General features: G+C 63.0%; 19 protein-coding genes and 1 pseudogene. 18 read left to right on the top strand and 2 right to left on the bottom strand.

Features of this window, described 5'->3' with window-relative positions; all coding sequences use genetic code 11:
- The gene (locus P3T25_RS00480) at positions 1-1275 is read left to right on the top strand and encodes a DUF3443 domain-containing protein (protein ID WP_429357233.1); all 1275 of its coding nucleotides are present in this window, start codon (positions 1-3) and stop codon (positions 1273-1275) included.
- A gap of 385 nt (positions 1276-1660) precedes the next feature.
- Here the strand turns inward: P3T25_RS00480 and P3T25_RS00475 are convergent.
- Positions 1661-2725 (bottom strand): annotated as a pseudogene (locus P3T25_RS00475) (zinc-binding metallopeptidase family protein); the annotation flags it as partial.
- A 312-nt stretch (positions 2726-3037) separates the two neighbouring features.
- On the opposite strand from P3T25_RS00475, the gene P3T25_RS00470 reads away from it, so the two are divergent.
- The 14 genes from P3T25_RS00470 (at position 3038) to P3T25_RS00405 (ending at position 20974) form a co-directional block, all read left to right on the top strand.
- Positions 3038-6511 carry a DUF2126 domain-containing protein gene (locus P3T25_RS00470; protein ID WP_429357232.1) on the top strand — a complete coding sequence of 1158 codons (3474 nt, stop codon included), beginning with the start codon at positions 3038-3040 and terminating at the stop codon, positions 6509-6511.
- A 46-nt stretch (positions 6512-6557) separates the two neighbouring features.
- Positions 6558-9242, top strand: a complete 2685-nt coding sequence (locus tag P3T25_RS00465) for a circularly permuted type 2 ATP-grasp protein (protein ID WP_154562851.1) — start codon at positions 6558-6560, stop codon at positions 9240-9242.
- Positions 9239-10129: a transglutaminase family protein gene (locus tag P3T25_RS00460; RefSeq protein WP_171927856.1), complete on the top strand. Its 891-nt coding sequence runs from the start codon at positions 9239-9241 to the stop codon at positions 10127-10129. The genes P3T25_RS00465 and P3T25_RS00460 overlap by 4 nt, the downstream gene beginning before the upstream one ends.
- A 226-nt stretch (positions 10130-10355) precedes the next feature.
- Positions 10356-11105, top strand: coding sequence for an IclR family transcriptional regulator (locus P3T25_RS00455; protein WP_429357231.1), 750 nt, complete (start codon positions 10356-10358; stop codon positions 11103-11105).
- Positions 11106-11205: 100 nt separating this feature from the next.
- On the top strand, positions 11206-11961 hold the full coding sequence (locus tag P3T25_RS00450) for a transporter substrate-binding domain-containing protein (RefSeq protein ID WP_171927857.1): 756 nt from the start codon (positions 11206-11208) through the stop codon (positions 11959-11961).
- Positions 11962-11978: 17 nt separating this feature from the next.
- The gene (locus P3T25_RS00445) at positions 11979-12647 is read left to right on the top strand and encodes an amino acid ABC transporter permease (RefSeq protein WP_266239860.1); all 669 of its coding nucleotides are present in this window, start codon (positions 11979-11981) and stop codon (positions 12645-12647) included.
- Entirely contained in the window at positions 12644-13420 is a 777-nt protein-coding gene (locus tag P3T25_RS00440) for an amino acid ABC transporter ATP-binding protein (protein ID WP_216674315.1), read from the top strand. Before P3T25_RS00445 ends, P3T25_RS00440 begins: the two co-directional genes overlap by 4 nt.
- On the top strand, positions 13417-14421 hold the full coding sequence (gene hutG, locus P3T25_RS00435; protein WP_429357230.1) for a formimidoylglutamase: 1005 nt from the start codon (positions 13417-13419) through the stop codon (positions 14419-14421). Before P3T25_RS00440 ends, hutG begins: the two co-directional genes overlap by 4 nt.
- 198 nt (positions 14422-14619) lie before the next feature.
- Positions 14620-15042 carry a MarR family winged helix-turn-helix transcriptional regulator gene (locus P3T25_RS00430; protein WP_154562865.1) on the top strand — a complete coding sequence of 141 codons (423 nt, stop codon included), beginning with the start codon at positions 14620-14622 and terminating at the stop codon, positions 15040-15042.
- 80 nt (positions 15043-15122) lie between these two features.
- On the top strand, positions 15123-15545 hold the full coding sequence (locus P3T25_RS00425; RefSeq protein WP_097395805.1) for a MarR family winged helix-turn-helix transcriptional regulator: 423 nt from the start codon (positions 15123-15125) through the stop codon (positions 15543-15545).
- 88 nt (positions 15546-15633) lie between these two features.
- Positions 15634-16722, top strand: coding sequence for an HlyD family secretion protein (locus P3T25_RS00420; RefSeq protein WP_171927860.1), 1089 nt, complete (start codon positions 15634-15636; stop codon positions 16720-16722).
- Between the two features lie 6 nt (positions 16723-16728).
- Positions 16729-18300 carry a DHA2 family efflux MFS transporter permease subunit gene (locus P3T25_RS00415; protein ID WP_266239874.1) on the top strand — a complete coding sequence of 524 codons (1572 nt, stop codon included), beginning with the start codon at positions 16729-16731 and terminating at the stop codon, positions 18298-18300.
- Positions 18301-18310: 10 nt separating this feature from the next.
- Entirely contained in the window at positions 18311-19741 is a 1431-nt protein-coding gene (locus P3T25_RS00410) for an efflux transporter outer membrane subunit (RefSeq protein WP_171927861.1), read from the top strand.
- A 48-nt stretch (positions 19742-19789) separates the two neighbouring features.
- Positions 19790-20974 carry a thiolase family protein gene (locus P3T25_RS00405; protein WP_266239876.1) on the top strand — a complete coding sequence of 395 codons (1185 nt, stop codon included), beginning with the start codon at positions 19790-19792 and terminating at the stop codon, positions 20972-20974.
- A 60-nt stretch (positions 20975-21034) separates the two neighbouring features.
- On the opposite strand, the gene gltS is transcribed toward P3T25_RS00405, so the two are convergent.
- Positions 21035-22261, bottom strand: a complete 1227-nt coding sequence (gene gltS, locus P3T25_RS00400) for a sodium/glutamate symporter (RefSeq protein WP_429357229.1) — start codon at positions 22259-22261, stop codon at positions 21035-21037.
- A gap of 255 nt (positions 22262-22516) precedes the next feature.
- Between gltS and P3T25_RS00395 the strand changes: the two genes are divergently transcribed.
- From P3T25_RS00395 to P3T25_RS00385, 3 genes are read left to right on the top strand one after another with little or no spacing between them, the layout of a single operon-like run.
- Positions 22517-23794 (top strand): NupC/NupG family nucleoside CNT transporter, encoded by a 1278-nt coding sequence (locus tag P3T25_RS00395; protein WP_429357228.1) that lies wholly within the window; start codon positions 22517-22519, stop codon positions 23792-23794.
- A gap of 20 nt (positions 23795-23814) precedes the next feature.
- Positions 23815-24204 (top strand): cytidine deaminase, encoded by a 390-nt coding sequence (locus tag P3T25_RS00390; protein ID WP_115776755.1) that lies wholly within the window; start codon positions 23815-23817, stop codon positions 24202-24204.
- A complete protein-coding gene (locus P3T25_RS00385; protein WP_266256901.1) occupies positions 24201-25166 on the top strand; it encodes a nucleoside hydrolase in 966 nt (321 codons plus the stop codon). Before P3T25_RS00390 ends, P3T25_RS00385 begins: the two co-directional genes overlap by 4 nt.
- Positions 25167-25418: the final 252 nt, after the last annotated feature.

Below are 25418 nucleotides of genomic sequence, written 5' to 3'. Positions count from 1 at the left end.
ATGCGTCATACGTCTTCGTTCGTTACCTTGTTGTGCGCGGCGCTGCTCGCGTTGCTCGTCAGTGCCTGCGGCGGCGGGGGCGGTGGCTCCGGCGGTTCCAGCTCCTCATCGAGTTCCGGCACGACGAGCCTTTCGGCCGGTCCCACTGTCACCAATACCTCGCCATCGCCGCAAGTGGTGGCCGCCAACGCGGTGCGCGTGACGGTCGACTCCGGCGTGAGCAACGTGCCGAACATGCCGTTCGTCAGCATCACGATTTGCGCGCCCGGCACCAGCCAGTGTCAAACCATCGATCACATCCTGGTGGATACCGGTTCGTGGGGCGTGCGCGTGTTCGCTTCGCAATTGCCGGCCTCGATGGCGCTGCCGCAGCAGAAGGACGCCTCGGGCCATCGGGTTGCCGAATGCATGCAGTTCTTCGACGGCTACACATGGGGTTCGGTGAAGCTCGCGGACCTGCAGATCGCCGGTGAAAAAGCGGCCTCGCTGCCGATCCAGGTGATCGACCCGAACTACGCTTCGGTGCCGTCCGATTGCGCGAGCGTCGGCGCGTCGCGCAACACGCCGGGCACGTTGCAGGCTAACGGCATCCTGGGCATCGGCGTGTTCAAGCACGACTGTGGCGCGAACTGTGTGCAACAGGCGGTGGCCGGCACGTATTACGGCTGCAGCGGCACGACCTGCACGTCGATTCCGCTTGCTGAAGCGCTGCAGGTCGCCAACCCGATTCCGTACTTCGCGACCGACAACAACGGTTCGATGTTGAGTCTGCCGACGGTGTCGGGCGGCGCGCAGTCGGTCAGCGGGCAACTGGTGTTCGGCATCGGCACGCAGACCAATAATGCGCTGGGCAGCGCGCAGGTGATCGGCGTGAGTGCGTCGAACGGCACCTTTACGACGGTGCAGAACGGCACGACGTATTCGAGCAGTATTCTGGACAGCGGCTCGACGGGTCTGTTCTTCCAGACCAGTGCGTTGCCGACATGCGCGAGCCCCAATAGCGCGTACTACTGCCCGGTGTCGACCCAATCGTTGAGTGCAATGATCCAGGGCGTGAACGGCACGACGAGCGCGGTGAACTTCAGCGTCGGCAATGCCACGACGATCTCGCATACCTACAGCGGCGATTCAGCGTTGCCGCTGCTGGCTGGTCCGGCCTTTGTGACGTCGTCGATTTTCGACTGGGGCCTGCCGTTCTTCTACGGGCGTAACGTGTACGCCGCCGTCGAGCAGCAGACGACGCCTGGCGGTACGGGGCCTTACGTCGCGTATTGAGCGATCGCCAGGTTTGGCTCCGATGAAAAAAATCCCGCTGCCGGTTGATTCGGCAGCGGGCTTTTTTATGGGTTCTCGAAGCGTTCCATGTGCGGTTATTGCAATTGGACTAACGCCGGCGTGCGGCCCGCTTGGCGGGTGCTGCTTTGGCGGCAGCGGGTCCGGATTGCAACGGCGGCGCTGACGACGCGGCTGTCTCCATGACAGGTGCCTGCACGGGTTCTTGTGACATGACGGGTTGTGCGACCGGTTGTGGCGCAGCCAGTGGCACCGGCTGCGCGACCGGTTGTGCCGCCACCGGTTGCAACGCGCCAGCCTGCGCCGTCTTTAAAGGCGCCTGCCCCGTTCCGGCTTTACGCGCCGGCTTCGCCGCTTCGCGCGGTTGCGTTTTATCGCCGGCTGCCGCAATCACCCGATGCACGAACCGCAGCTTATCCACCACCGGCGAGGCCAGCGTGAACGGATACCCGTCGGGCATGCCGAGACTGCGGTTCAGGCTGTTCAAGGCATACGTGAGCGGAAACCAGCGTTTCATCAAATTTTCGAAGCTCGCGTCTTCGACGGGCGTGCGGTCGGTCAGCGTCGGCTCGCTCGGGTCGTCGGGCAACAAGGCGAGGCCGTACGACGTCGACGTATCCAGCACGTCGACGATCAGCATGTAGTGCGCCCACGTCTCGGCCCAGTCTTCCCAGGGATGCATCGTCGCGTAGGCGCTGATATACGAGGCCTGCCAGTCCTTCGGTGCACCGTCGCGGTAGTAAGCCGTCAGCGCTTCGCCGTAGTCGGCGCGCTCGTCGCCGAATAGCTTGCGGTAGGGCTTGAGCCAGCGCGGGTCGTTCTCGACCAGTTGGCTGAAATAGTAGTGGCCCGTCTCATGGCGGAAGTGCCCGAGGAGCGTGCGGTAGGGCTCGCCCATCGCGCTGCGCACCTTTTCGCGGTAAGCGTCTTCGGCTTCGGCAATGTTCAGCGTGATCAGGCCGTTGTCGTGGCCGGTCATGACGCGCTCACCGTCGTCGCCGTCCTCGAGGAATTCGAATGCCAGCCCGTATTCGGGATCGTCCTTGCGCGAGAGCACGTCGAGGCCGAGCGCGGCCAGCGTGTACAGCAGACGCCGCTTCGCCATCTCCAGCCGGTACCAGTAGAGCCGGTTGTCCGGCGCGCTCAGATTCGGGATCGTGCGCGTAAGCTGACAGGCGCGGCACAGCGTGTCGGGCGAGTCGGCGGGGATCATCCAATTGCAGACATTTTCGACCGCGTAGTTGTGGCACTGCCGGAACAGCGCACCCTCGCCACGCGGATGCAGACTGCGCCAGCGGCCTTCGCCGGCGTCTTCGAAGGCGCTGATTTCGGCCAGTTCAGGCACATATCCGAGCAATGCCTCGCACCGTTCGCAACGAACGTTTTCATAGAACACAAGGTGCGAGCAGCGATTGCAGTGGAAGGTTTTCATCGATCGGGCCTGGGTGGTGGGGGCAGTCGTGGAGCGAAGCCGACGCGCAATCTTCATGCCGCATTTGCCAGACGTCACTGGTTTAACGCACATTACGTGCATGATCGTGCATTGGCGCTGCGCCGCTTTGGTGCGCGGCCGCCGAAAAGGCAGTGGAAAGGCGCGCTGATCGATCGACCGGACGGTCGGCAGACGCGGCAAACTTCGTAGCAGGCGGTAATCCGGGTGGTACAGGTAGTTCACGCGGTTTTTCGATCCACGGCATGAAGCTTGCTTTTTGGCGGGCTGCCATCCCTTGTCCAGGAGTCCGGTGTGTCCATACGCGTCGCGTTGAATCATGTCACACATTACCGCTACGACAGGCTGGTTGCGCTGTCGCCCCAGGTCGTGCGTCTCAGGCCTGCGCCGCATTGCCGGACCCCCATTCTGTCTTATTCGATGCGGGTCGAACCGGCTGAACACTTCATCAACTGGCAGCAGGACGCGTTTGCCAACTATCAGGCGCGCCTCGTCTTCCCCGAGAAGACCCGCGAATTCAAGGTGACCGTGGATCTGGTCGCCGAGATGGCGGTCTACAACCCGTTCGACTTCTTTCTCGAACCGTCGGCGGAACGGTTTCCGTTCGAGTATGAACCCGGCCTCGCGCTGGAGCTTGCCCCGTACCTCGTCAAGCGGGCCATGACGCCGCGCTTCGCCGAGTTCGTCGCGAGTATCGACCGCAAGCCGATGGTCACCGCCGACTTCCTCGTCGCACTGAATCAGCGGCTGCAACGCGAGATCCGCTACCTGATCCGCATGGAGCCCGGCGTGCAGACGCCTGAGGAAACGCTGGTGAGCGCCGCGGGTTCTTGCCGTGATTCGGGCTGGCTGCTGGTCGAGACGTTGCGGCAACTGGGGCTGGCGGCGCGCTTTGTCTCCGGCTACCTGCTGCAGCTCGCGCCGGACGTCAAATCCATCGACGGCCCGAGCGGCACCGAAGTCGACTTCACCGACCTGCACGCATGGTGCGAGGTCTACCTGCCGGGCGCGGGCTGGATCGGCCTCGACCCGACCTCCGGCCTGCTCGCCGGGGAGGGCCATATTCCGGTCGCCTGCACGCCCGAACCCGGCAGCGCGGCGCCGATCTCCGGCGCGGTCGACGAGTCCGAAGTCGAGTTCGAGCACACCATGTCGATCGAACGGGTACTGGAGACGCCGCGCGTCACCAAGCCCTTCACCGAAGAAGTGTGGAGCGACGTCGTCAAAATGGGCGAGCAGGTCGACCAGCGCCTGACCGAGATGGACGTGCGCCTAACGATGGGCGGCGAGCCGACCTTCGTGTCGGTGCGCGATCGCGACGCCGCCGAATGGAACACCGACGCCCTCGGCCCCACCAAACGCGGCTACGCGGTCGCGCTGATGGACAAGCTGCGCTCGCGCTACGGCGCAAACGGCTTTCTGCATATCGGTCAGGGCAAGTGGTATCCGGGCGAACAGTTGCCGCGCTGGGCGATGTCGCTCTACTGGCGCGCCGACGGCGAGCCGTGCTGGCAAGACCCCACGCTCTTCGCCGACGAACGCGAGCCGGGCACCTACACGGCCGCCGACGCCCAGCGTTTCCTCGCTCATCTGGCGACCAAGCTATCGCTCGACACGGACTGCATCCAGCCCGGCTTCGAAGACGTCTGGTACTACCTGTGGCGCGAGCGCCGTCTGCCGGTCAACGTCGATCCGCTCGATGCGCGTCTGGATGACGAGCTGGAGCGCGTGCGTCTGCGGCGCGTGTTCGACGCGGGCCTGGGCGGCGCGACCGGTTTTGTGCTGCCGCTCGCGCGCGAACGCGACGTGCCGAACGAGCCGCCGAAGTGGGTTAGCGGCCGTTGGTTCTTCCGCGACGAACGCATGTTCCTGATTCCCGGCGATTCGCCAATGGGTTATCGCTTGCCGCTCGATTCGCTGCCGTGGGTGTCGAAGACCGACTATCCGTATCAGCACGCACACGATCCGTTCGCTCCGCCGGTGCCGTTGCGCCCGGCTGCGCAATTGCGCATGCAATACGACGGCGAGCAGCGCACCTTGAGCGCCGCCGATGCGCGGCGTGCGGCGGCGTTGTCGTCGTCAGCGGCGGATTTGTTGAGCGGCATGGCGGGCAGCGGCGTGCTGGCCTTTGCGCCTCAGTCAGGCGACCAGCAGCCGCCGGAGCGTGGGCAGTCGTCGAAGGAAACGTTGCGTACGGCGATCTGCGTCGAAGCGCGCGACCCGAAACGGGCCGCCGGTCCGAAGGCGGAAACCGAAGCGTTCGGCAGCGGGCGTTCGCTGCTGCATGTGTTCATGCCGCCGCTCACCGAACTCGACGACTATCTCGACCTCCTTGCGGCGATCGAAGCGACGGCCGCCGAATTGCAGATGCAGGTGGTGCTCGAAGGCTATCCGCCGCCGCGCGATGCGCGCCTGAAGGTCTTGCAGGTAACGCCGGACCCGGGTGTGATCGAGGTGAACATTCATCCGGCTTCGAGCTGGGAGCAACTGGTCGACAACACGGAGTACCTGTATCAGTCCGCGGCCGAGAGCTATCTGAGCAGCGAGAAGTTCATGACCGACGGCCGGCATACGGGAACCGGCGGCGGCAATCACTTCGTGCTCGGCGGCGCGACGCCTGCCGATAGTCCGTTCCTGCGCCGTCCGGATCTGCTGGCCAGCCTGATCGCGTATTGGCACAACCATCCGTCGCTGTCGTACCTGTTTTCCGGGCTCTTTATCGGGCCGACGAGCCAGGCGCCGCGTGTCGACGAAGCGCGCAACGACCAGGTGTATGAGTTGGAGGTGGCGTTCCGCGAGTTGCAGCGGCAGATCGATCTGCTCGGCGGCCGCGACAGCGCGAATCTGCCGGCGTGGATGATCGACCGCTCGTTGCGCAACATCCTGATCGATGTGACGGGCAATACGCACCGCGCCGAGTTCTGCATCGACAAACTCTATTCGCCCGATGGTCCGACTGGCCGCCTCGGCCTGCTCGAATTGCGCGGCTTCGAAATGCCGCCGCATGCACGCATGAGTCTCGTGCAGCAGTTGCTGCTGCGCGCGCTGGTGGCGCGCTTCTGGCACACGCCGTACACGCAGCGGCTCACGCGCTGGGGTACGGAACTGCATGACCGCTTCCTGCTCGGCACCTTCGCGAAGATGGATTTCGACGACGTGCTCGGCGAACTCAACCAGGCGGGCTTCGCCTTCGAGAGCAGCTGGTTCGCGCCGCACTTCGAATTCCGCTTCCCGCTGGTCGGCGAGACCACGGTGAACGGCGTCTCGCTGACGATCCGCAACGCGCTCGAACCGTGGCACGTGATGGGCGAAGAGGGCTCGCCGGGCGGCACGGTGCGTTACGTGGATTCGTCGGTGGAAAGGCTCGAAGTGCGCGCGCTCGGTTTGAACGACAACCGCCATGTGGTGACGGTCAACGGTGTGCCGGTGCCGCTTCAGCCGACGGGCCGCGTCAGCGAATATGTGGCCGGCGTGCGCTTTCGCGCCTGGGCGCAACCGTCGGCGCTGCATCCGACCATCGGCGTGGATGCGCCGCTCACCTTCGACCTGTTCGATACATGGACTGGCCGCTCGGTCGGCGGATGCCAGTATCATGTCGCACATCCGGGCGGGCGCAACTATCAGACCTTCCCGGTCAACGCCTACGAGGCCGAAAGCCGGCGGCGCGCACGCTTCTTCGCATCCGGTCATACGCCGGGGCCGCTCACGGTCGGTGTACCGCAGCGCAGCCTCGAGTTTCCGTTTACGTTGGACCTGCGCTACTGGTAACCTGGTAGACTGAAAGCGGCAGCATACTTTTAAGAACGACACGACCTTGGCCTTTCAATCGACTTTTCCTTTCGAAACGTCCGCGGCGCGCGCGGACGCTTCGTCCTTATTGCGGCTGTTGCCGGCCTACGAAGGACATTGGGACGAGTTACGCGACGCCTCGGGCGTGTTGCGCGAGCCGTGGCGGCAGTTCTTCGAGCGGCTCGGCGAAGACGGCATCGCGCGATTGGAGGATCACCGCGCGTCGATCGCGCAGCAGATCCGCGACAACGACATCAGCTACAACGTCTACGCGGATAACGGCGAGCCGCGGCCGTGGGCGCTCGACCTGCTGCCGTTCCTGATCAGCGAGGCGGAGTGGGCGCATATCGAGCGTGGCGTGACGCAGCGCGCGCATCTGCTCAATGCCATCGTCGCCGATATTTATGGGCCGCAGACCTTGCTCGATCGGGGGCAGTTGCCGCCCGCGCTGGTGTTCGGGCATCCGGGTTACCTGCGCTCCGTGAAGGGCTTCACACCGCCTGGCGGGCAATATCTGCAGGTGGTTGCCGTCGATCTGGCGCGTACGCCTGGCGGCAACTGGACGGTCATGGCGCATCGCACCGAGGCGCCATCCGGCCTGGGTTATGCGCTGGAAAACCGGCTGATCGTGTCGACGCTGTTCGCCGAACCGTTCCGCGCGATGCGCGTAAGCCGCCTCGCCCCGACCTATTCGCAACTGATCGCGACGCTTGCGCAGGCTGCTCAGGCCACCATGGCGCACGACAGTTCGGGCGCCGATGGTTTGCCCCATATCGCGTTGCTCACACCTGGACCGTTTAGCGAAACCTACTTCGAGCACGTGTTTCTCGCGCGCTATCTCGGCGTCACGCTGGTCGAAGGCAAAGACCTGACCGTGCGTGACGACATGCTGTATCTGAAGACGCTCGCCGGTCTCGAACGCGTGCACGTCGTGTTGCGGCGTCTGGACGATGCGTTCTGCGATCCGGTCGAACTGCGCGCGGATTCGAGCATCGGCGTGCCGGGTCTGTTGCAGGTGATGCGTGCGGGCAATGTGATCGTGTCGAACGTGCCGGGTTCGGGCTTTGTCGAATCGCCTGCCTTGCATGGCTTTCTGCCGGGCATCGCCGAAGTTTTGCTCGACGAAGACCTCGTGCTGCCGAGCGTGGCCACCTGGTGGTGCGGCGAAAAGGCGGCGCGCGTCCACGCATTCGGGCGTCTGGACGAAGCGTTCATCGTACCGACCTGGCCGGTCGCGGCACGCGATGCGCCGCCCGGGATCGAGCAGGGCAGGCAACGGCTGTCGACATGGCGTGAACGCATCGAAGCGATGCCCGATGCCTATACGATCCAGCAGCCGCAGCGCTTTTCCTGCACGCCGCGTTACGAAGACGGCACCATTGGCCGCCGTCCGTCGGTACTGCGTGTCTATGCGATTGCCGACGTCAACGGCGGCTGGCATGTGATGCCAGGCGGTTTCACGCGGATGGCCGCCGAGCGCCAGGCGACGGTGTCGATGCAGTACGGCGGCAGTAGCGTCGACACGTGGGTGCTGTCGAGTCAGCCGACGTCGACCTTCACGCTGCTGCCCTCGCCGATGCAACCCGCCGACCTCGCGCGCAAGCATCGCACCGTGTCGAGCCGCGCGGCGGAAAACCTGTTCTGGGCCGGACGTTATGGCGAACGCGCCGAAAACAATGTGCGGCTGTTGCGCCTGATTCTCGGCTCGCTGGAAGGCAACGACGCCGATGCGATGTTCCCCACGCTGGTCGAGCTCGCCATGCATTGCGGTCTCGTGCAATCCGGCGACATGTTTGCGCCGAATTCGCCGCAAGTGTTCGAGCGTGCGTTGGTCGCGAATCTGAGCGAGAGCACCGGCCCCACGAGCATTGGCCAGAACCTCGCATGGCAAGCACGCTCGAACGGCGAAGTGCGTGGGCGTTTGTCGAACGATCACTGGCGCACGATTCTCGCGGCGCGTAACGACTTCCGCGATGCATTGCAGACGTTGATGCCGGCTGCGGGGGGCAACGGCAATGGCAATGGTGGTGGTAACGGTAACGGCAGTGGTAGTGGTTCATCGCAGGGCGGCGCGAATGGTAACGGTCGCGCTGAGCGCAGCGAACGCTACGATCGTTATGACCGTGTGACACTGATGAACGCGCTTGAACGTTTGTCGGTGCAGCTATCGGCGATCAGCGGCGCGCAAGGCGACCGCATGACACGCGACGAAGCGTGGCGTCTGCTATTCGTCGGGCGGCACATCGAACGCGTGTCGGCGATGACGTCGTTCCTGCGAGTGGTCGCCGATAATGGCCAGCTCTCGACACCCGCCGGGTTCGATCTGCTGCTGCAATTGTTCGACAGCACGCTGACGTATCGCTCGCTGTATCCGGGCCGTTTCGAAGTACCCGCCTTGCTCGATTTGCTGGTGATCGAGCCCACTAATCCGCGCGGCGTCTATGGCGTCTATGAGCGCCTGCGCAAGAAGCTCGACGAGATCGCCGTGGCGGCGGGCAGCATGCGGCATCGGCCGTTTGCGGAATTGATGCCGCCAGCCGCTTCCTTGCCGGCACTCGAATCGCTGTGCGCCATCGACGAAGACGATTCATACGCCGACCTGATTGCGGTGTGCGATCAGATTGGCGGCTATGTCGGCGCGGCGGCGCATGAGATCAGCGCGCGCTATTTCAGCCATGCCAGTACGGTGGCTTCGCAGGTGTGGTCATGAAGCACGCGCCGACCGTCTTATCCGTCTCCCATCGCACGACCTACCACTACTCCACGTATGTGGAGACCGCCCAGCATCTCGCGACGATCCGGCCGATCGCCTGTGCGTGGCAGCGCGTGGTCTCGCACAGCGAAAAGATCGAACCGGAACCGTCGTATCAGACCAGCCGTCTCGACGCATTCGGCAACGACGTCCTGTACTTCGCGCTGGACGCCCCGCACGAGCGCTTGCAACTCGTCAGCGAAACCACCGTGGCGCTCATGCCTCGGTGGACCGACCTCGACCCCGATGAAACGCCGGAATGGGAGTGCGTGGCGGACGAGTTGCGGTTTTGGGTCGGCGGCGAGTTCCGGCCCGAGGTGGAGTTCTGCTTTGCATCGCCGAACATCGTGCCGCGGCCGTCGTTGCGCGCTTATGCGCTGCCGAGCTTTCCGCCCGGCATGCCGATCGTGGCGGGGGCGATCGATCTGATGCACCGGATTCACGAAGACTTCGCGTACAAACCTTCGGCGACGATGTTCGACACGCCCGCCGAACGCGCCTTCGAATTGAAGAGCGGGGTATGCCAGGACTTTGCGCAGGTGATGATCGGCTGTTTGCGCTCGCTGGGTTTGCCGGCGCGCTACGTGAGCGGTTATCTGCGCAACGATCCGCCGCCTGGGCAGCCGCGGTTGATCGGTGCGGATGCCTCGCATGCATGGGTGTCCGTGTATTGCCCGGAGAGTGGCTGGATCGATCTCGATCCCACCAACGACGTACTCGCCGACATGGACCACGTGACGCTCGCAATTGGGCGCGATTACAGCGACGTGTCCTTGCTGCGCGGGATGATCCTGGGGGGCGGGGCGCATCGGGTTGAGGTCGGCGTGACGGTGCTCGCGCTCTAGGCTGCGGCTTTTACCGGCCGCTTCTACTCGCTTTACCCCTTCAGCAAGCCACTTTCTAGTTGGGCGAATCCGCTCGACGTGCCGCGCGTTCGCTGCGGCACGCTCTTTTATCCCGCTTTCGGGGAAAACCCTCTCTTCTCATTCCCACTCGTCGGGAATCCATTTTTTGAAATCCGAGAATGTTCTGGCATTCTGATTCCGTTATTCATTGTGGGTAGTTTTCATCGTGAACGCGGAACAGGGTGTGACAGGGGCTGAACGGGTGCTGCTGGTGCTGGCGGCGCTCGCCAGTCATGGCAAGGCCATGACGGTCAAGGATCTGCTCGCTGTCACCGGTCTCGCGCAAAGCACGCTGTACCGGCAAATCGCGCTGCTCAAGCGCTGGGGTTTCGTCGCTGAAAACGCGGGCCATTACGCGCCGGGTCCGATCAGCCTGCAACTCGCGCTCGGCTTCGACGTGAATTCGCTGCTCGTCGAAGCGAGCCGTGCGGAGATGCAGCAACTGGCGCGCGCGTCGCAGGAAAGCATCGGGCTGGTGGTCGCGGTCAAGCATCAGGTGATGTGTCTGGAAATGGTCGACAGCCAGCACTCATTGCGCTGCTCGTTCGAAAAAGGCCGCGCCGTACCGCTGAAAGCCGGCGCCTCTGCGAAATCGCTGCTGGCATTCATGGCCGACAAGGCGCGCACCGAAGTGCTCGATAACCTGTTCGACGACGACCCCGCCGGCCGTGCCGCGATCGAAGCCGAACTCGAACAGATTCGCGCTCAGGGCTATGCCGTCAGCGACAGCGAAGTCGATCCGGGCGTGTGGGGCGTGAGCGCCCCGATATTTCATCGCAGCGGACGCGGTGCCGGAAGCAGCGCGTCGATCACGCTGATGGCACCGTCCACGCGCGCCATCGGCCGCGAAAGCCAATTCATCGACGGGACGCTACGTACGGCCCGCGCTATTTCCGAGCATATGCAAACCGATTGATCGGGCAGGGCCGCTCGCGGCCGTATTCGATCTGGATACCGAACGAACTGAACAAACTGAACAAACCGAACGAACCGAACAAACCACAAGGAGCCCTCCCATGAAACTGAATCGACTGTTGTCCCTCGCATGCGTCACGTTTGCGGTGACGTTTGCCGGCTTTTCCGACGCGGCTTCCGCACAAACGCCGGACGTGCTGAACGTCGCCACCGACGCAACCTTCCCGCCGATGGAATACACCGAAAACGGCGCGCGCACCGGCTTCGACGTCGACATGATGAATGCGCTCGCGAAAGCGATGGGCAAACGCGTGCAATGGACCGATATCGACTTCAAAGGCTTGATTCCGGGCCTGATCGCGCATCGTTTCGACGTGGCGATCTCCGGCATCTACATCACCGATGAGCGCGCAAAAGTGGTCGACTTCACCGATTCGTACTACGCGGGCGGCCTCGTCGCGTTGGTGAAAAGCGATTCGCCGATCAAGTCGGTCGCCGACCTGAACGGCAAGAAAGTCTCGGTCCAGGTGGGCACGAAGTCGGTCAACTTCCTGCGCGACAACTACCCGCAAATCAACCGCGTCGAAGTCGAAAAGAATCAGGAAATGTTCGACCTGGTGGGCATCGGCCGTGCTGATGCAGCCGTGACCGGCAAGCCGGCCGCCTATCAACTGGTGAAGACGCGCGGCGGTTTCCGCGTGCTCGAGAAGCCGCTGACGACCGAAGCCTACGGTATCGCCGTGCGCAAGGACGAACCGCAACTGAAGGCGGCATTCAACACGGCACTGGCGAAGATCAAGGCCGACGGCACGTACGCCGCGATCGTCAAGAAGTGGTTCGGCGCCACCGCGCAATAACCGGCTGAGCGGACACAATGGAACTCGACTTTTCGCCGGTGATTACCGGCTGGCCGGACATCATGCATGGCGCGCTGGTGACGGTCGAAGTGACCGCCGCCGCGCTCGCGCTGAGCTGCGTGCTGGGCCTGCTGATCGGTATCGGCCGGCTCACGCCGAAGCGGCGCGTCGTGTACGCCTTCTGTACGGCGTACCTCACGTTCTTCCGCGGCACGCCGTTGCTCGTGCAACTTTTCCTGCTGTTCTTCGGCTTGCCGCAATTCGGCATTCTGTTGCCGGCTTTCGTGTGCGGGATGCTGGGGCTTGGCCTGTATTCGGCGGCTTATGTGTCGGAGATCGTGCGCGGTGCGATTCAGTCGGTGGATCGCGGGCAAATGGAAGCGGCGCGTTCGATCGGCATGTCGTCGGGGCAGGCCATGCGCGCAATCATTCTGCCGCAGGCGATCGTGCGGATGATCCCGCCGCTCGGCAATGAGTTCATCGCGTTGATCAAGAACTCGGCGCTGGTGTCGCTGCTGACGATCGACGATCTGATGCATGAAGGCCAGAAGATCATCAGCGTGTCGTACCGTTCGCTCGAAGTGTATCTGGCCATCGCGCTGGTGTATCTGGTGTTGACGCAGGTGACGAATTACGCGCTGCATCGTGTGGAGCGCCGCTTGCGTGCAGGAGGGATGGTGCAATGAATACCGTGGCCAAAGTGGATGGACCTATCGTCAGCATTCGTGGGCTGACCAAATCGTTCGGTTCGCATACCGTGCTCAACGGCATCGACTTCGACATTCAGCCGCAGCAGGTCGTGGTCGTGATCGGGCCGAGCGGCTCGGGTAAAAGTACTTTCCTGCGTTGCTGCAACGGGCTTGAAGAGGCTGAAGGCGGCACGATCGATATCTGCGGGCACCGGCTGGTCGATCATGGGGAGATGCTCAAGGAGCGCTCGCTGAATGCGCTGCGCACTGAAGTGGGTATGGTGTTTCAGTCGTTCAATCTGTTTCCGCATCTGTCCGTGCTGCATAACATCACGGTCGGTCCGCGGATGTTGCGTGGCGCTAGCAAGGCCGAGGCCGAAGCGGCTGCAACTGCATTGCTGGAAAAGGTTGGCCTCGCTCACAAGGCGCATGTGATGCCGGCGAGCCTGTCGGGTGGTCAGAAGCAGCGCGTTGCCATTGCTCGCGCGTTAGCGATGCAACCGCGCGTGATGTTGTTCGACGAGCCGACTTCCGCGCTCGATCCCGAGCTGGTCGGCGAAGTGCTGCAAGTGATGAAGCTGCTAGCGAGCGAAGGCATGACGATGGTGGTCGTCACGCACGAAATGGGTTTCGCGAAGGAGGTCGCCGACGTGGTGGTGGTGATGGACGGTGGCGTGATTGTCGAGGCCGGACCGCCTGCCGAGATTTTCTCGGCGCCGTCGCAGCCGCGCACGCGAGCCTTTCTGCAGGCGGTGTTGTCGCGCGCATGAGAGTTCCATTCGACGACAAGGTATGGAGCGGCCGTTCCGACGAGGGTGAACCCGGCGACACCCGGCGTATTTTCAATCAGGTGGTGCCGTTCGGCGGCGCGCGGCGGCGTGAGGATGTTTTGCGCGCTGCATCGTGCATTGAAAGCGATGCGACTGTGATCGTCGGCTTTGGTTCTGACGAAGGTGTGCGGCGCAATCAGGGACGCGTTGGCGCGGCTCACGCACCTAAGGAATTGCGCCGTGTGCTGGCCGGTCTGCCGGCGAAAACGTCGATGGCGACGCTCGCCGATGCGGGCGATGTGGTGTGCGACGACGGCGACCTCGAAGGCGCGCAGACGGAGCTCGCGAACGTAGTGAGCGACGTGTTCGCGAGCGGCGGCCGGCCGTTGGTGTTTGGCGGCGGTCACGAGGTTGCGTGGGGGACGTATAGCGGTTTGCGCTTGCATCAGGATCGCGTGGATGGGGCTCGAGCTGAGATCGTGGCAGCCGCAACCCGCAAGCTACTCATCATCAACTTCGACGCTCACTTCGATCTGCGTCAGAAGCGGCCGGCGAATTCAGGCACGCCGTTCGATCAGATTGCGAACGACTGCGCCGAGCGGGGCGTGCCGTTCAACTACGCCTGCTTCGGTATCAGCGATCTGGGCAACACCGCTTCGCTGTTCGCGCATGCGGAGGAACTCGGCGTGCGCTACGTGCTCGACGTCGACATGCAGGAACCGCAATTGCCGCAGCGTCTGGACGACCTCCAGCAATTGCTGGATTCAGCGGACGACGTCTATCTGACCATCGATCTCGACGTGCTCCCGGCCGCTACCGCGCCGGGTGTATCGGCGCCTGCCGCGTTGGGCGCGCCCTTGTCGGTAGTCGAAGCGATGGTGCAGCGCGTGCGTGCTTCGGGCAAGCTGCGTGCGGCGGATATCGCGGAGTACAACCCGTCGCTCGATCAGGATAAGCGCACGGCGAGGGCGGCGGCGCGGTTGGCGTATCGGTTGCTTTGACGCACCCTTACTCCACGAGCGCCCCAATCGACAGGAACGGATTCACGTTGCCAGCATAGTTCGCCGAATCGTCGGTCATGTTTGGCTGATTAGTCCCTTTCAATAGCAGACCGTAAACCTCCCTGTCGAATCCTGCGAGGTACCTACAGAGCGAAAGTGAACTTGACAGAGTGCGTATGCACATATACACTGCGCAGCATGACCCGTCCTCTCTCTTACGACGAATGCAACTGTTTCGCGCTGCGCCAGGCGGCCCGGCACGTCACGCAAATCTACGAACGCCATCTCGGCGAGGTAGGGCTAACGGCTGCGCAGTTCACGATTCTCGCCAAGCTCGCGCGCACGCCGAACCTGCCGATGGTGGATCTCGCGGATGCCATGGTCATGGAGCGCACCACGCTGGTCCGCGCCATGAAACCGTTGCAGCGTGACGGGCTCGTGGTCGCTGAATCGGCGGAGCATGACGGCCGCACGTTTCTGTTCAGTCTCACGGAGAAGGGCGAAACGACCTTCGATCAGGCGGCAATCGCATGGCGTGCCGCGCAGGACGAGTTCGAGGAAAAGTTCGGTCACGCACGTGCCAAGGCGCTGCGCTCCGAGCTTTTCAGCATCACCGGATAAACAACGCGTATGAGCTCGTTCCGACGAGCTTTTTTACGCCGGATTATGTGCATACGCACTCACGAAAAGGAAGCGCAGCGATGGACGGGCTTTTCGACGACGACTGCTTTGCGATCCGCCAGGCCGCACGCTATGTGTCGCAGATTTACGACCGTCACCTGGAGAATGTCGGCCTCACCATCACGCAGTTTTCGCTGATGGGGCGCTTGAAGCGCGTGGGTCCGATGACCATGAAGCAACTGGCGGAAGCTATGCGCATGCAGCGCACCACCCTGGTCCGCACGATCCAGCCGCTGCGGCGCAACGGACTGGTCTCGAGCGAGACGCTTGGGGCGGATGTGCGGGCGTTGTCGATTGCACTGACGGCCGCCGGCGAGGAGCGTTTGCAAGCCGGTCGCAAGCATTGGCATGCGGCGCAAGCCGAATTCGAGGATCGCTTCGGCGAGCAGCGCGCGGCGGCATTGCGTACGGAGTTGTTCGCCATCACAAAAGACCCCGTTTGAATCTGCCCCGCGTGAAGCGGGTCAAGTCCGGCGCAGCGCAACGCGCTTTTTTTCAAGCTTAACGAGTGCATACACACATACAGCCATCATGTCCACTACACCCTCGACTATTGCACCGCCCAGCGTGGCGAACGCCGCCAAACCGGCACGGCGCATTCCGTGGATGCTGCTCGCGGTCATCACAGTGCTTGCGGTGCTGGCACTTGCGGCGTCGTACTGGTTCTTCGTCGGCCGCTTTGTCGAAACGACGGACGATGCCTACGTCGGCGGTGATGTAACCGTGATGTCGCCGAAAGTGAACGGCTTCGTCACGGACGTGCTGGTGCGGGACAATCAGTTCGTCCATGCGAACCAGGTGCTGATCCGGCTCGATGCACGCGATTACGACGCTCGTCTCGCGCAGGCGAGTGCGGAAGTTGAGAGCGCGCAGGCGGCTGTCACCGAGTTGCAGGCGAAGAAGTCCCTGCAGCTTGCCACCATCAACGAGCAGGCAGCCGAAGTTCGCGCGTCCGGCGCCGAGTTGACGCGCAGCACCGCCGATCAGACGCGCTATCGCCAACTGGTGAAGGACGATGCGGTATCGAACCAGGTCGTGGAACGCGCTGATGCCGATCTGACCAAGGCGCATGCCGCGGTCGACCGCAGCAGCGCGGCCTTGATCGCGGCGCAACGGCAGATCGCCGTGCTCGACGCGCAGATCGGCGACGCAGAGGCGCGCATCGCCACTGCACAGGCGGCGCAACGGGTCGCGGCATTGAATGTGGAGTACACCACGATCCGCTCGCCGATCGACGGTTATGTCGGCAATCGCACCGCGCGCGTCGGCTTGCTGGCGAATATTGGCGTGTCGCTGCTGACCGTGGTGCCATCAAGCGGACTGTGGATCGACGCCAACTTCAAGGAAGACCAGTTGAAGAAGATGCACGTTGGCGACGGTGTCGATGTCGATCTCGATGCGTCGAGCAAACGGATTCACGGCGTCGTCGAAAGTCTCGCGCCGGCGACCGGTGCGACCTTCAGCGTACTGCCGGCGGAAAACGCGACGGGCAACTTTACGAAGATCGTGCAGCGCGTGCCGGTGCGCGTGCGCCTCGAGGTGCCGAAGGATATGCAAGGCGTGCTGCGCCCTGGCCTATCGGCGACGGTGAAAGTGCATCTCGACGCTGCTCACGGTTAAACGATCATGACTCAGGTCCTTGCCAATCCCGCCGACCTGCCGACGCGCACCAAAGTGTTCGCGTTCGTGCTGATGTGCCTCGGTTTTTTCATGGCGACACTCGATATCCAGATCGTGGCGTCCTCGCTCAAGGATATCGGCGGCGGCTTGTCCGCGAGTCAGGACGAGCTCTCGTGGGTGCAGACCGCGTATCTGATCGCGGAGATTCTCGTGATTCCGATGTCCGGTTGGCTCACACGTGTGTTCTCGACGCGCTGGGTGTTCGCATTTTCCGCGCTGGGCTTTACGGTCACCAGTATGCTGTGCGGCCTTGCATGGGACATCAACTCGATGATCCTGTTTCGCGGTCTGCAGGGCGCGCTCGGCGCCGCGATGATTCCGACCGTGTTCACGACGGCATTCGTGCTGTTCCCCGGCAAGCAGCGCCTGATTGCGTCCACCACCATCAGCGCGCTCGCCACGCTCGCACCGACGGTCGGCCCGGTGATCGGCGGCTGGATCACATCGCAATGGTCGTGGCACTGGCTGTTCTATCTGAACCTCGTGCCGGGTCTCGCCGTCACGCTGTTGGTGCCGAAGTACGTGCACTTCGACAACGTCGATCTCTCACTGCTGAAAAAGGGCGACTATCTCGGCATCCTGTTGATGTCCGGTTTTCTGGGTTGCCTTGAATACGTACTGGAGGAAGGACCGCGCAAGAACTGGTTCGGCGACGACGTGATCCTGACGTGTACCTGGGTAGCGGCGATCTGTGGATTCCTGTTCATCGTGCACGCGTTCACCGCAGAAGAGCCGATCGTCGATTTGCGCGCACTGGCGATCCGCAACTTCGGCATTGGCAGTCTGCTGTCCTTCATCACAGGGATCGGGATTTTCTGCGCGGTGTTCCTGACGCCCGTGTTCCTGTCGCGTGTGCGTGGCTTCGATTCACTGCAGATCGGCGTGGCGTTGCTGTCGGTCGGGTGTTTTCAGTTGCTCGCGATGGTGGCCTATTCGATAGTCGCGCGTTTTATCGACATGCGGGTGCTGATGGTGTTCGGCCTGGTGCTGTTCGGTGTTGGCTGTTATCTCTACGTGCCGCTGACCAATCAGTGGGGCTGGCAGGAGTTGCTGATCCCGCAGGCGTTGCGCGGCATTGGCCAGCAGTTCTGCATTCCGCCCATCGTCACGATGGCGCTCGGTTCATTGCCGATGTCGAGGCTTCGATCCGCCAGCGGTCTGTTCAATCTGATGCGCAATCTCGGCGGCGCGATTGGCATTGCCGTGAGCAGCACGATGCTCAACGATCGTTTGAATCTCCACTACGAGCGGCTCGACGAGCATTTGAGCGCGGGCCGTCCGGTGATCGAGTCGGTGTTGCAGCAGCAAAGCGCGCACTTCGCGGCAGTCGGTGGCGATGCGCTGAATGCGGCCAATGCGGGCCTCGGGGCGTTGCATTCGCTGCTGATGCGCGAAGCGCTCGTGCTCACGTTCTCCGACACGTTCTTTGCGCTGTCGCTCTGTTTCGTCGTCGGTTTGTTGAGCGTGCTGTTCTCGCGCCCGTTTGGCAATACCGCGCCGCCGCCCGATGCTCATTGAGGAAATCAGCATGAAACCAATCGTTATGAAAGTACTCGCGAGCGCGGCATTGCTGACACTGGCGGCATGCGCGGTGCAGCCGGAAACGCATGCGGACCTGCAGCATACGGTTCAGACCGTCGCACCGACAGCGTGGAATGTCGATGCGCCTCAAGACAGCATCAACGCCAACACGTGGTGGGCGCAATTCGGCGATCCTGTCATGCATCAACTGGTGGAGTCGGTGCTCACGGGCAATCTCGATGTGCAGGCCGCGGTGGAACGCGTCAAGCAGGCGCAGGATCTCGCGAAGCAAAATCGGGCGGCCTTGCTGCCTGAATTGAACGCTAGCGCGACCGCATCCGATTCTCGCCAGAACACGCCGCCACCGCTCGGCTATGTGCGTCAGGCCGGCGTCGGCGTGACGGCGAGCTGGACGCCGGACGTTTTCGGCGGCGAACGTCTTGCTGTTCTCGCAGCCGAGGCGCAAGTGTCGGGTCGGCAGGCGGCCTTGAATCAATTGCGCCTGGCACTCGCGGCGAACACAGCCGCGGCGTATATCGATCTGCGCTGGGCGCAATCGCAATTGCAGATTCTCAGCGACAACGAACAGATTCGCGCCCGCGCCCTGAAACTCACGCAGGAGCGTTTGCATTACGGACTGTCGACGCAACTCGACGTCGCCCGTGCACAGAATCAGTTGGAGGATTTGCAGGCACAGATCCCGCGTATCCAGTCGGCCGTGCAGCATCAACTGAGTCTGATCGCGGTGTATTCGGGGCGTACGCCGGAGAGCGTCGATGGCTTGCTGCTCGCTAACGCTCGCGATATTCCAGTGCCCGCGCAAAGCGTGCCGCAGATGCTGCCTTCGGAAGCGCTGTTGCAGCGCCCGGACGTGCGCAATGCCTACGCCACGGTCGAACAGCGCGCGGCGGAAGTGGGGGTGTCCAAAGCGCAACGCTATCCGCAGTTCAGGCTCAATCTTGCCGATGGTCTGCTGGCCTCGTCGTATCTTGGCTTGCCGACGCTGACCGATAACCTCTTCAGCGCGGCATTGAACGCAACGAGTCCGATCTTCAACGCCGGCCGCATTACCGCGAATATCGATGCGAGCGAGAGCCGGATGCGCGAATCGCAACTCGGCCTGCAGCAAACCATGCTGCAAGCGCTCAAGGAAATCGAGGACAACCGCAGCGACCTGGTGAGCGGCGCGGTGCAGGTGCAACGCCTGGGCGGCGCGCTCGATGCGTCGAACCACGCGCTGCGTCTGTCGAGTGAACTCTACAAGGGCGGCGCGACTGACTTCCTCGATGTGCTCACTGCGCAGGAGGCGTATCTGCGCGATGCGGAATCGTTGAATCAGGCCAAACGCGAGCATGCGCTCGCAGCGGTCGCGCTGTACCGCTCGCTCGGCGGCGGCTGGGATGTCCCCGAAACGGTCACGGCCGCATCGGCGAATTGATGCGCGTGGATGTGGCGTTGAAAGTAGTAGTCCAACTGGAGATGAATGATGAGTACGCGTGAAGTAGTGATCTGCAATCCGGTGAGAACGCCGATCGGCGCATTCGGCGGATCGTTGAAAGAAGTACCCGCGACGGAACTCGGCGCGGTCGCGGTACGTGAGACGCTGCGGCGCAGCGGCCTCGATCCGGCCGCGTTGGCCTCGGTGGTGCTGGGCAACGTGATTCAGGCCGGCAACCGGATGAATCCGGCGCGTCAGGCGTCGATTGGCGGCGGCGTGCCGGTGGCGGTGCCGGCGTTGACGGTCAATCGTGTGTGCGGGTCGGGCGCGCAGGCGATTGCGTCCGCGGCCCAGGAAATCTGGCTTGGTCTCGGCGATGCAGCCGTGGCCGGCGGCATGGAAAACATGGACCGCGCGCCGTATCTGCTCGACGGCGGCCGCTGGGGCTACCGGATGGGCAACGCGCAAATCCACGACAGCCTGCTGCGCGACGGCCTGAATGACGCGTTTTCCGGCGAGCATTCCGGCTGGCATACCGAAGACCTCGTCACACAGTTCGACCTCACTCGTGAAACGCAGGACCGTTGGGCCGCGCGTTCGCAACAGCGTTTTGCGGAAGCGCAGGCACGCGGCGATTTCGACGCCGAACTGGTCGCTGTGGAAATTCCGGGGCGTAAAGGGCCGCAGCATTTTACGAGCGATGAACAGCCGCGCCCGGATACTACGGTCGAAACGCTCGCCAAACTGCGTCCGGCATTTCGTCCGGACGGCACGATTACCGCAGGCAACGCGCCGGGCTTGAACAGCGGCGCGGCAGCCATGCTGGTCGCTGAACGTGGGTTCGCCGAGGCGCGCGGCATCGAGCCGTTCGCGCGTCTGGTGGCGTTTGGCGTCGCGGCCGTCGAGCCGGGCATGTTCGGTCTCGGTCCGGTGCCGGCCGTGCAAATGGCCCTGGCTCGCGCGGGTTGGCAACTCGATGACGTCGAACGCTTCGAGATCAATGAAGCCTTCGCTGCCGTGCCGATCGCCGTGGCGCGCAGACTCGGCATCGCGGATGAACTGATCAACGTGCAGGGCGGTGCGATCGCGCACGGTCATCCAATCGGCGCGACCGGTGCGGTATTGACTACCCGCCTGCTGCATTCGATGCGCCGCGACGGCCTGAAACGCGGCATCGTCACGTTGTGCATCGGCGGCGGGCAGGGGATTGCGCTGGCATTGGAAGTGATCTGAGATCGGCCGCTGCGGTGCGTCGCGGTGCCACGAACCGCGATGGCGCCGCGGCCGCATCGGCTAATGAAAGATCGGCAAAGCCATAAAGCCCTTGATGACGATCGCGTTAGCAATGTCGATAAAGAACGCGCCCACCATCGGGACCACCAGAAAGGCGAGATGCGAATGGCCGAAGCGGGCCGTAACGGCCTGCATATTCGCAATGGCCGTAGGCGTGGCGCCGAGGCCGAAGCCGCAATGACCGGCGGCGAGCACGACAGCGTCGTAGTTGCGGCCCATCACGCGGAATGTCACGAAGATCGCGTAGAGCGCCATCAACACGGTTTGCGCAACGAGAATCGAAACGACCGGCAGCGCCAGCGAGGCGAGGTCCCAGAGCTTGAGCGTCATCAATGCCATGGCGAGGAATAGCGCGAGGCTCACGTTGCCCAGCAGGGCGACGGCGTGATCGATAACAGGCTTGCCTGCGAGCCCGAGCATATTGCTTAGCAACACGCCCACGAATAGCACGCAGACAAAACTCGGCAGTTCGATTGCCGTGCCGGCCAATACCTGTGAGAGCGCGTCGCCGGCCGCGAGGCTGATCGCGATCAGCGCCAGCGTCTCGATGAAGGCGGCCGGTGTGGTGGCTTGTTCCGCCTTCGGTTCTTCGAAGGCGAGCGGCGCTTCGGCGGCGCTGTCGGCATGGCTCTCTGCATGGTTTTCGGCGCGGGCGGCGTCCTTCCTGGCGACTTGCCGCATCAGCACGCGCGCGACCGGACCGCCGAGAATGCCGCCCATCACGAGGCCGAAAGTCGCGCAGGCAATCGCGGCCTCCGTGGCGGACTGAAGCCCGTGGTGTTCGGCGAATACCTTGCTCCATGCCGCGCCGGTGCCATGACCGCCGGACAATGTGATCGAACCGACCAGCAAACCGTACAGCGGATCGATGCCCAATACATAAGTGAGAGCGATGCCCACTGCATTCTGCAGTATCAACAGGCTGATCACGAGACCGAGAAAACGCAGCAGCAGCGGGCCGCCGGACTTGAGGCTGGCGAGGTTGGCGTTGAGGCCGATGGTCGCGAAGAAGGCGAGCATCAGCGGCGTTTGCAACGCTGTATCGAAGCGTACTTCGATGTGGCTCGTCGTGCGCAGGATCAACAGGACGATTGCCACAAGGAGCCCGCCGGCGACGGGTTCGGGAATCGTATAGCTGCGCAGCAGGGGGATCCATCCGACTAGCCGGTTGCCCAGCAGCAGAACCAGTGAAGCCGTGACGAGCGTTCCGTAGATACCGACGTTCATAGGCGACCTCGTTGAGCATGAGTGATGGCCATAGCGGTACGAGGCGTCTGACGGCGTGTGGAGCGGCAAAGGAGCGAGCGAGAAGCGCCTGTGGCGTGAGGGTACCTGAACGGGAGCGATCCAACAACGATGGCAGCGAGGTGCACCGGCGCGGACCGCCTGGCCGTCGATACCGGAGTAAGACCATATTTAAAGTTTTCTCCAGCATCGGTTTCGTTTAGCATCATTGCCACTTTCACAAGAACACCAAGAGACATGGCACTGATCGCTCGAAACATTCTCGGTATTGCCGTCCTGCTGCTTATCGCTTTCATCTTTTCGACCAACCGGCGCGCCATCCGCTTACGGACTGTAATTGCGGCGCTGCTTGCGCAGATCGGGATTGGTGCTTTCATTCTCTTCGTGCCGATCGGCAAGACGGTGCTCGCCGCTGCTGCATCCGGCGTCAATCACGTACTCGGCTATGGCAACGCGGGCATCGAGTTCCTGTTCGGCGGCCTCGTGCAATCAAAGATGTTCCAGGTCTTCGGCGACGGCGGCTTCGTTTTCGCCGTGCGGGTGTTGCCGGCCATCATCTTCGTGACCGCGCTCATTTCCGTGCTGTACTACATCGGCGTGATGCGCTGGATCGTGATCGTGCTCGGCACGATATTCCACAAGCTGCTCGGTGTATCGAAGCTTGAATCTTTCTCGGCCGTGACCACGATCTTCCTGGGTCAAAGCGAAATGCCTGCCGTGGTCAAACCGTTCACGCGCGACATGACAGGCGCTGAAATGTTCGCGGTGATGTCGAGCGGCATGGCGGCGGTTGCCGGTTCGGTGCTCGCGGGCTATGCGGGTCTCGGTGTGCGGATTGACTATCTGCTGGCCGCGTCGTTCATGGCGGTGCCCGGCGGCTTGCTGTTCGCCAAGATCATTCACCCGACCACCGAGCCGAGCCGCGTGCACCTCGAGGACCTCAGCTTCGACGAAAAGCGTCCCGCGAATGTGATTGAAGCCGCGAGTTCCGGCGCGACCGTGGGTTTGAAAATCGCCGTGATGGTCGGCGCGATGCTGATCGCTTTCGTCAGCCTGATCGCGTTGCTCAACGGCATTGTGGGCGGCATAGGCGGCTGGTTCGGCCATCCGCAACTGTCGATGCAATCGGTGCTCGGTACGGTGTTCGCACCGCTCGCGTATCTGATCGGTGTGCCGTGGAGCGAAGCCGCAATCGCCGGCAATTTCCTTGGTCAGAAGATGATTCTCAACGAGTTCGTCGCTTATGCTTCGCTGTCGCCGTATCTGAAAGATGCCGCCAGCGTGAGCGCGGCCGGCCTGCAGGCGCTCGACCCGCGTACCCTTGCTATTCTGTCGTTTGCGTTGTGCGGCTTCGCGAACTTCGCGTCGATCGCGGTGCTGACGGGCGGCTTTAGCGCCGTCGCGCCGGAACGCCGCGCTGAAGTCGCGCGCTACGGCCTGCGTGTCGTGCTCGCCGCGACGCTCTCGAACCTGATGAGCGCCACGATTGCGGGCATGTTCCTGACGCTCAATTGAATCGAATCGAGGATCGTTGCATGAATATGGAACAACTGCTGGAACGCGCGGGCGTCGCGCGAGAAAAGGCCTATGCGCCTTATTCGAAGTTCAAGGTCGGCGCCGCGCTGCTGACTAAAGACGGCACTGTATTCGACGGCTGCAACGTCGAGAATGCCTCGTACGGACTGTGCAATTGTGCTGAACGTACGGCGTTTTTCAGCGCGATTGCCGCGGGCTATCGGCGCGACCAGTTCGCCGCGCTTGCCGTGATCGGCGATACGGATGGACCTATTGCACCGTGCGGCGCGTGCCGCCAGGTGATCATCGAACTGGGCGGCCCCGAATTGCCGATCCGGCTCGGCAATCTGCATGGCGCCACGCGCGACACCACCGCGCGTGAACAATTGCCGGACGCGTTTTATCTATGAGCAAGCACAAAGTTATCTACGACACCGATCCTGGTGTGGACGACGCGATGGCGCTCGTTTTTCAGGCGCTGCATCCGGACATCGAATTGCTGGGTCTGACGAGCGTATTCGGCAACGCCACGATCGAGACCACCACGCGCAATGCGCGTTTTCTGGCCGGGCGGTTCGTGCCGGGCGTGCCGGTTGCGCAGGGCGCCGCGGCACCGCTCAAGCGTGCAGCACCTGAACCGCTCGCCTGGATTCACGGCGACAACGGGCTTGGCAACATCGCGATTGAAGCCGCTCCTGAAGCCGCGCTCGATGCACGTCCCGCGCATCGTTTCATCATCGACACGGTGCGCGCCCGTCCCGGCGAAGTTACGTTGATCGCGGTGGGCCCGCTTACGAACCTGGCATTGGCGCTGGCCGACGATCCGCAGATCGCGCCGCTCGTCAAACAGGTGGTCATCATGGGCGGCGCGTTCGGCACGGACGGCGTGCTCGGCAACGTGACGCCGGCCGCCGAAGCGAACATCCTCGGCGACCCCGATGCTGCCGACATCGTGTTCGGCGCACCGTGGCCGGTTGCGATCGTGGGGCTCGACGTCACGCAGCGCACCATCATGAGCCAGGATTATCTGGCGTCGCTGCGCGATCGCGGCGGTGCAGCAGGGCGGTTCGTGTGGGACGTGTCGCGGCACTATGAGGCCTTTCATGAGCAAAGCGCGCAACTCAAGGGCATTTACGTACACGACTCGTCGGCAGTCACTTATGTGCTGGCGCCGCATCTTTATACGACTCGCAGTGGTCCCGTACGAGTGCTGACGGACGGTATCGCGGTGGGCCAAACCATCCAGAAGCCTTCTACGATGCCGGTGCCCGCGCCGGACTGGGACAGCCGGCCCGACAGCACGGTCTGCCTCGACGTGGATGTGCCCGGGATGCTCGCACTCTACGAGCGCACCATTTGCGGCACGCTGTAGGGCGATCTTGTGACGCTGCCGCCGTTTGCTAAGGGACGCCACCTCTTAAGCACCTCTCTCTTCGTGCAGCCTGGGGCGTAGCAGGCGGCTGGCGGCGCGGCGATTGATCCGACGCGATTGATCTGACATAAAGAACAACGCGGAAACAACGCGGAAACGACGTGGCAAACACCGCGGCCGCGGTGCAATGCAGCAAACCGGCCAGCCATTGTGGCCGATGCGTATCGTCAATCTTTGCTACATTTCTGCAGA

It is taken from the genome of Paraburkholderia sp. GAS32 (assembly GCF_050434225.1).
GTDB classification, from domain to species: domain Bacteria; phylum Pseudomonadota; class Gammaproteobacteria; order Burkholderiales; family Burkholderiaceae; genus Paraburkholderia; species Paraburkholderia madseniana.
The sequence above is the reverse complement of the archived record's forward strand: the minus strand, read 5'-3'. Positions and strand labels throughout refer to the sequence as shown.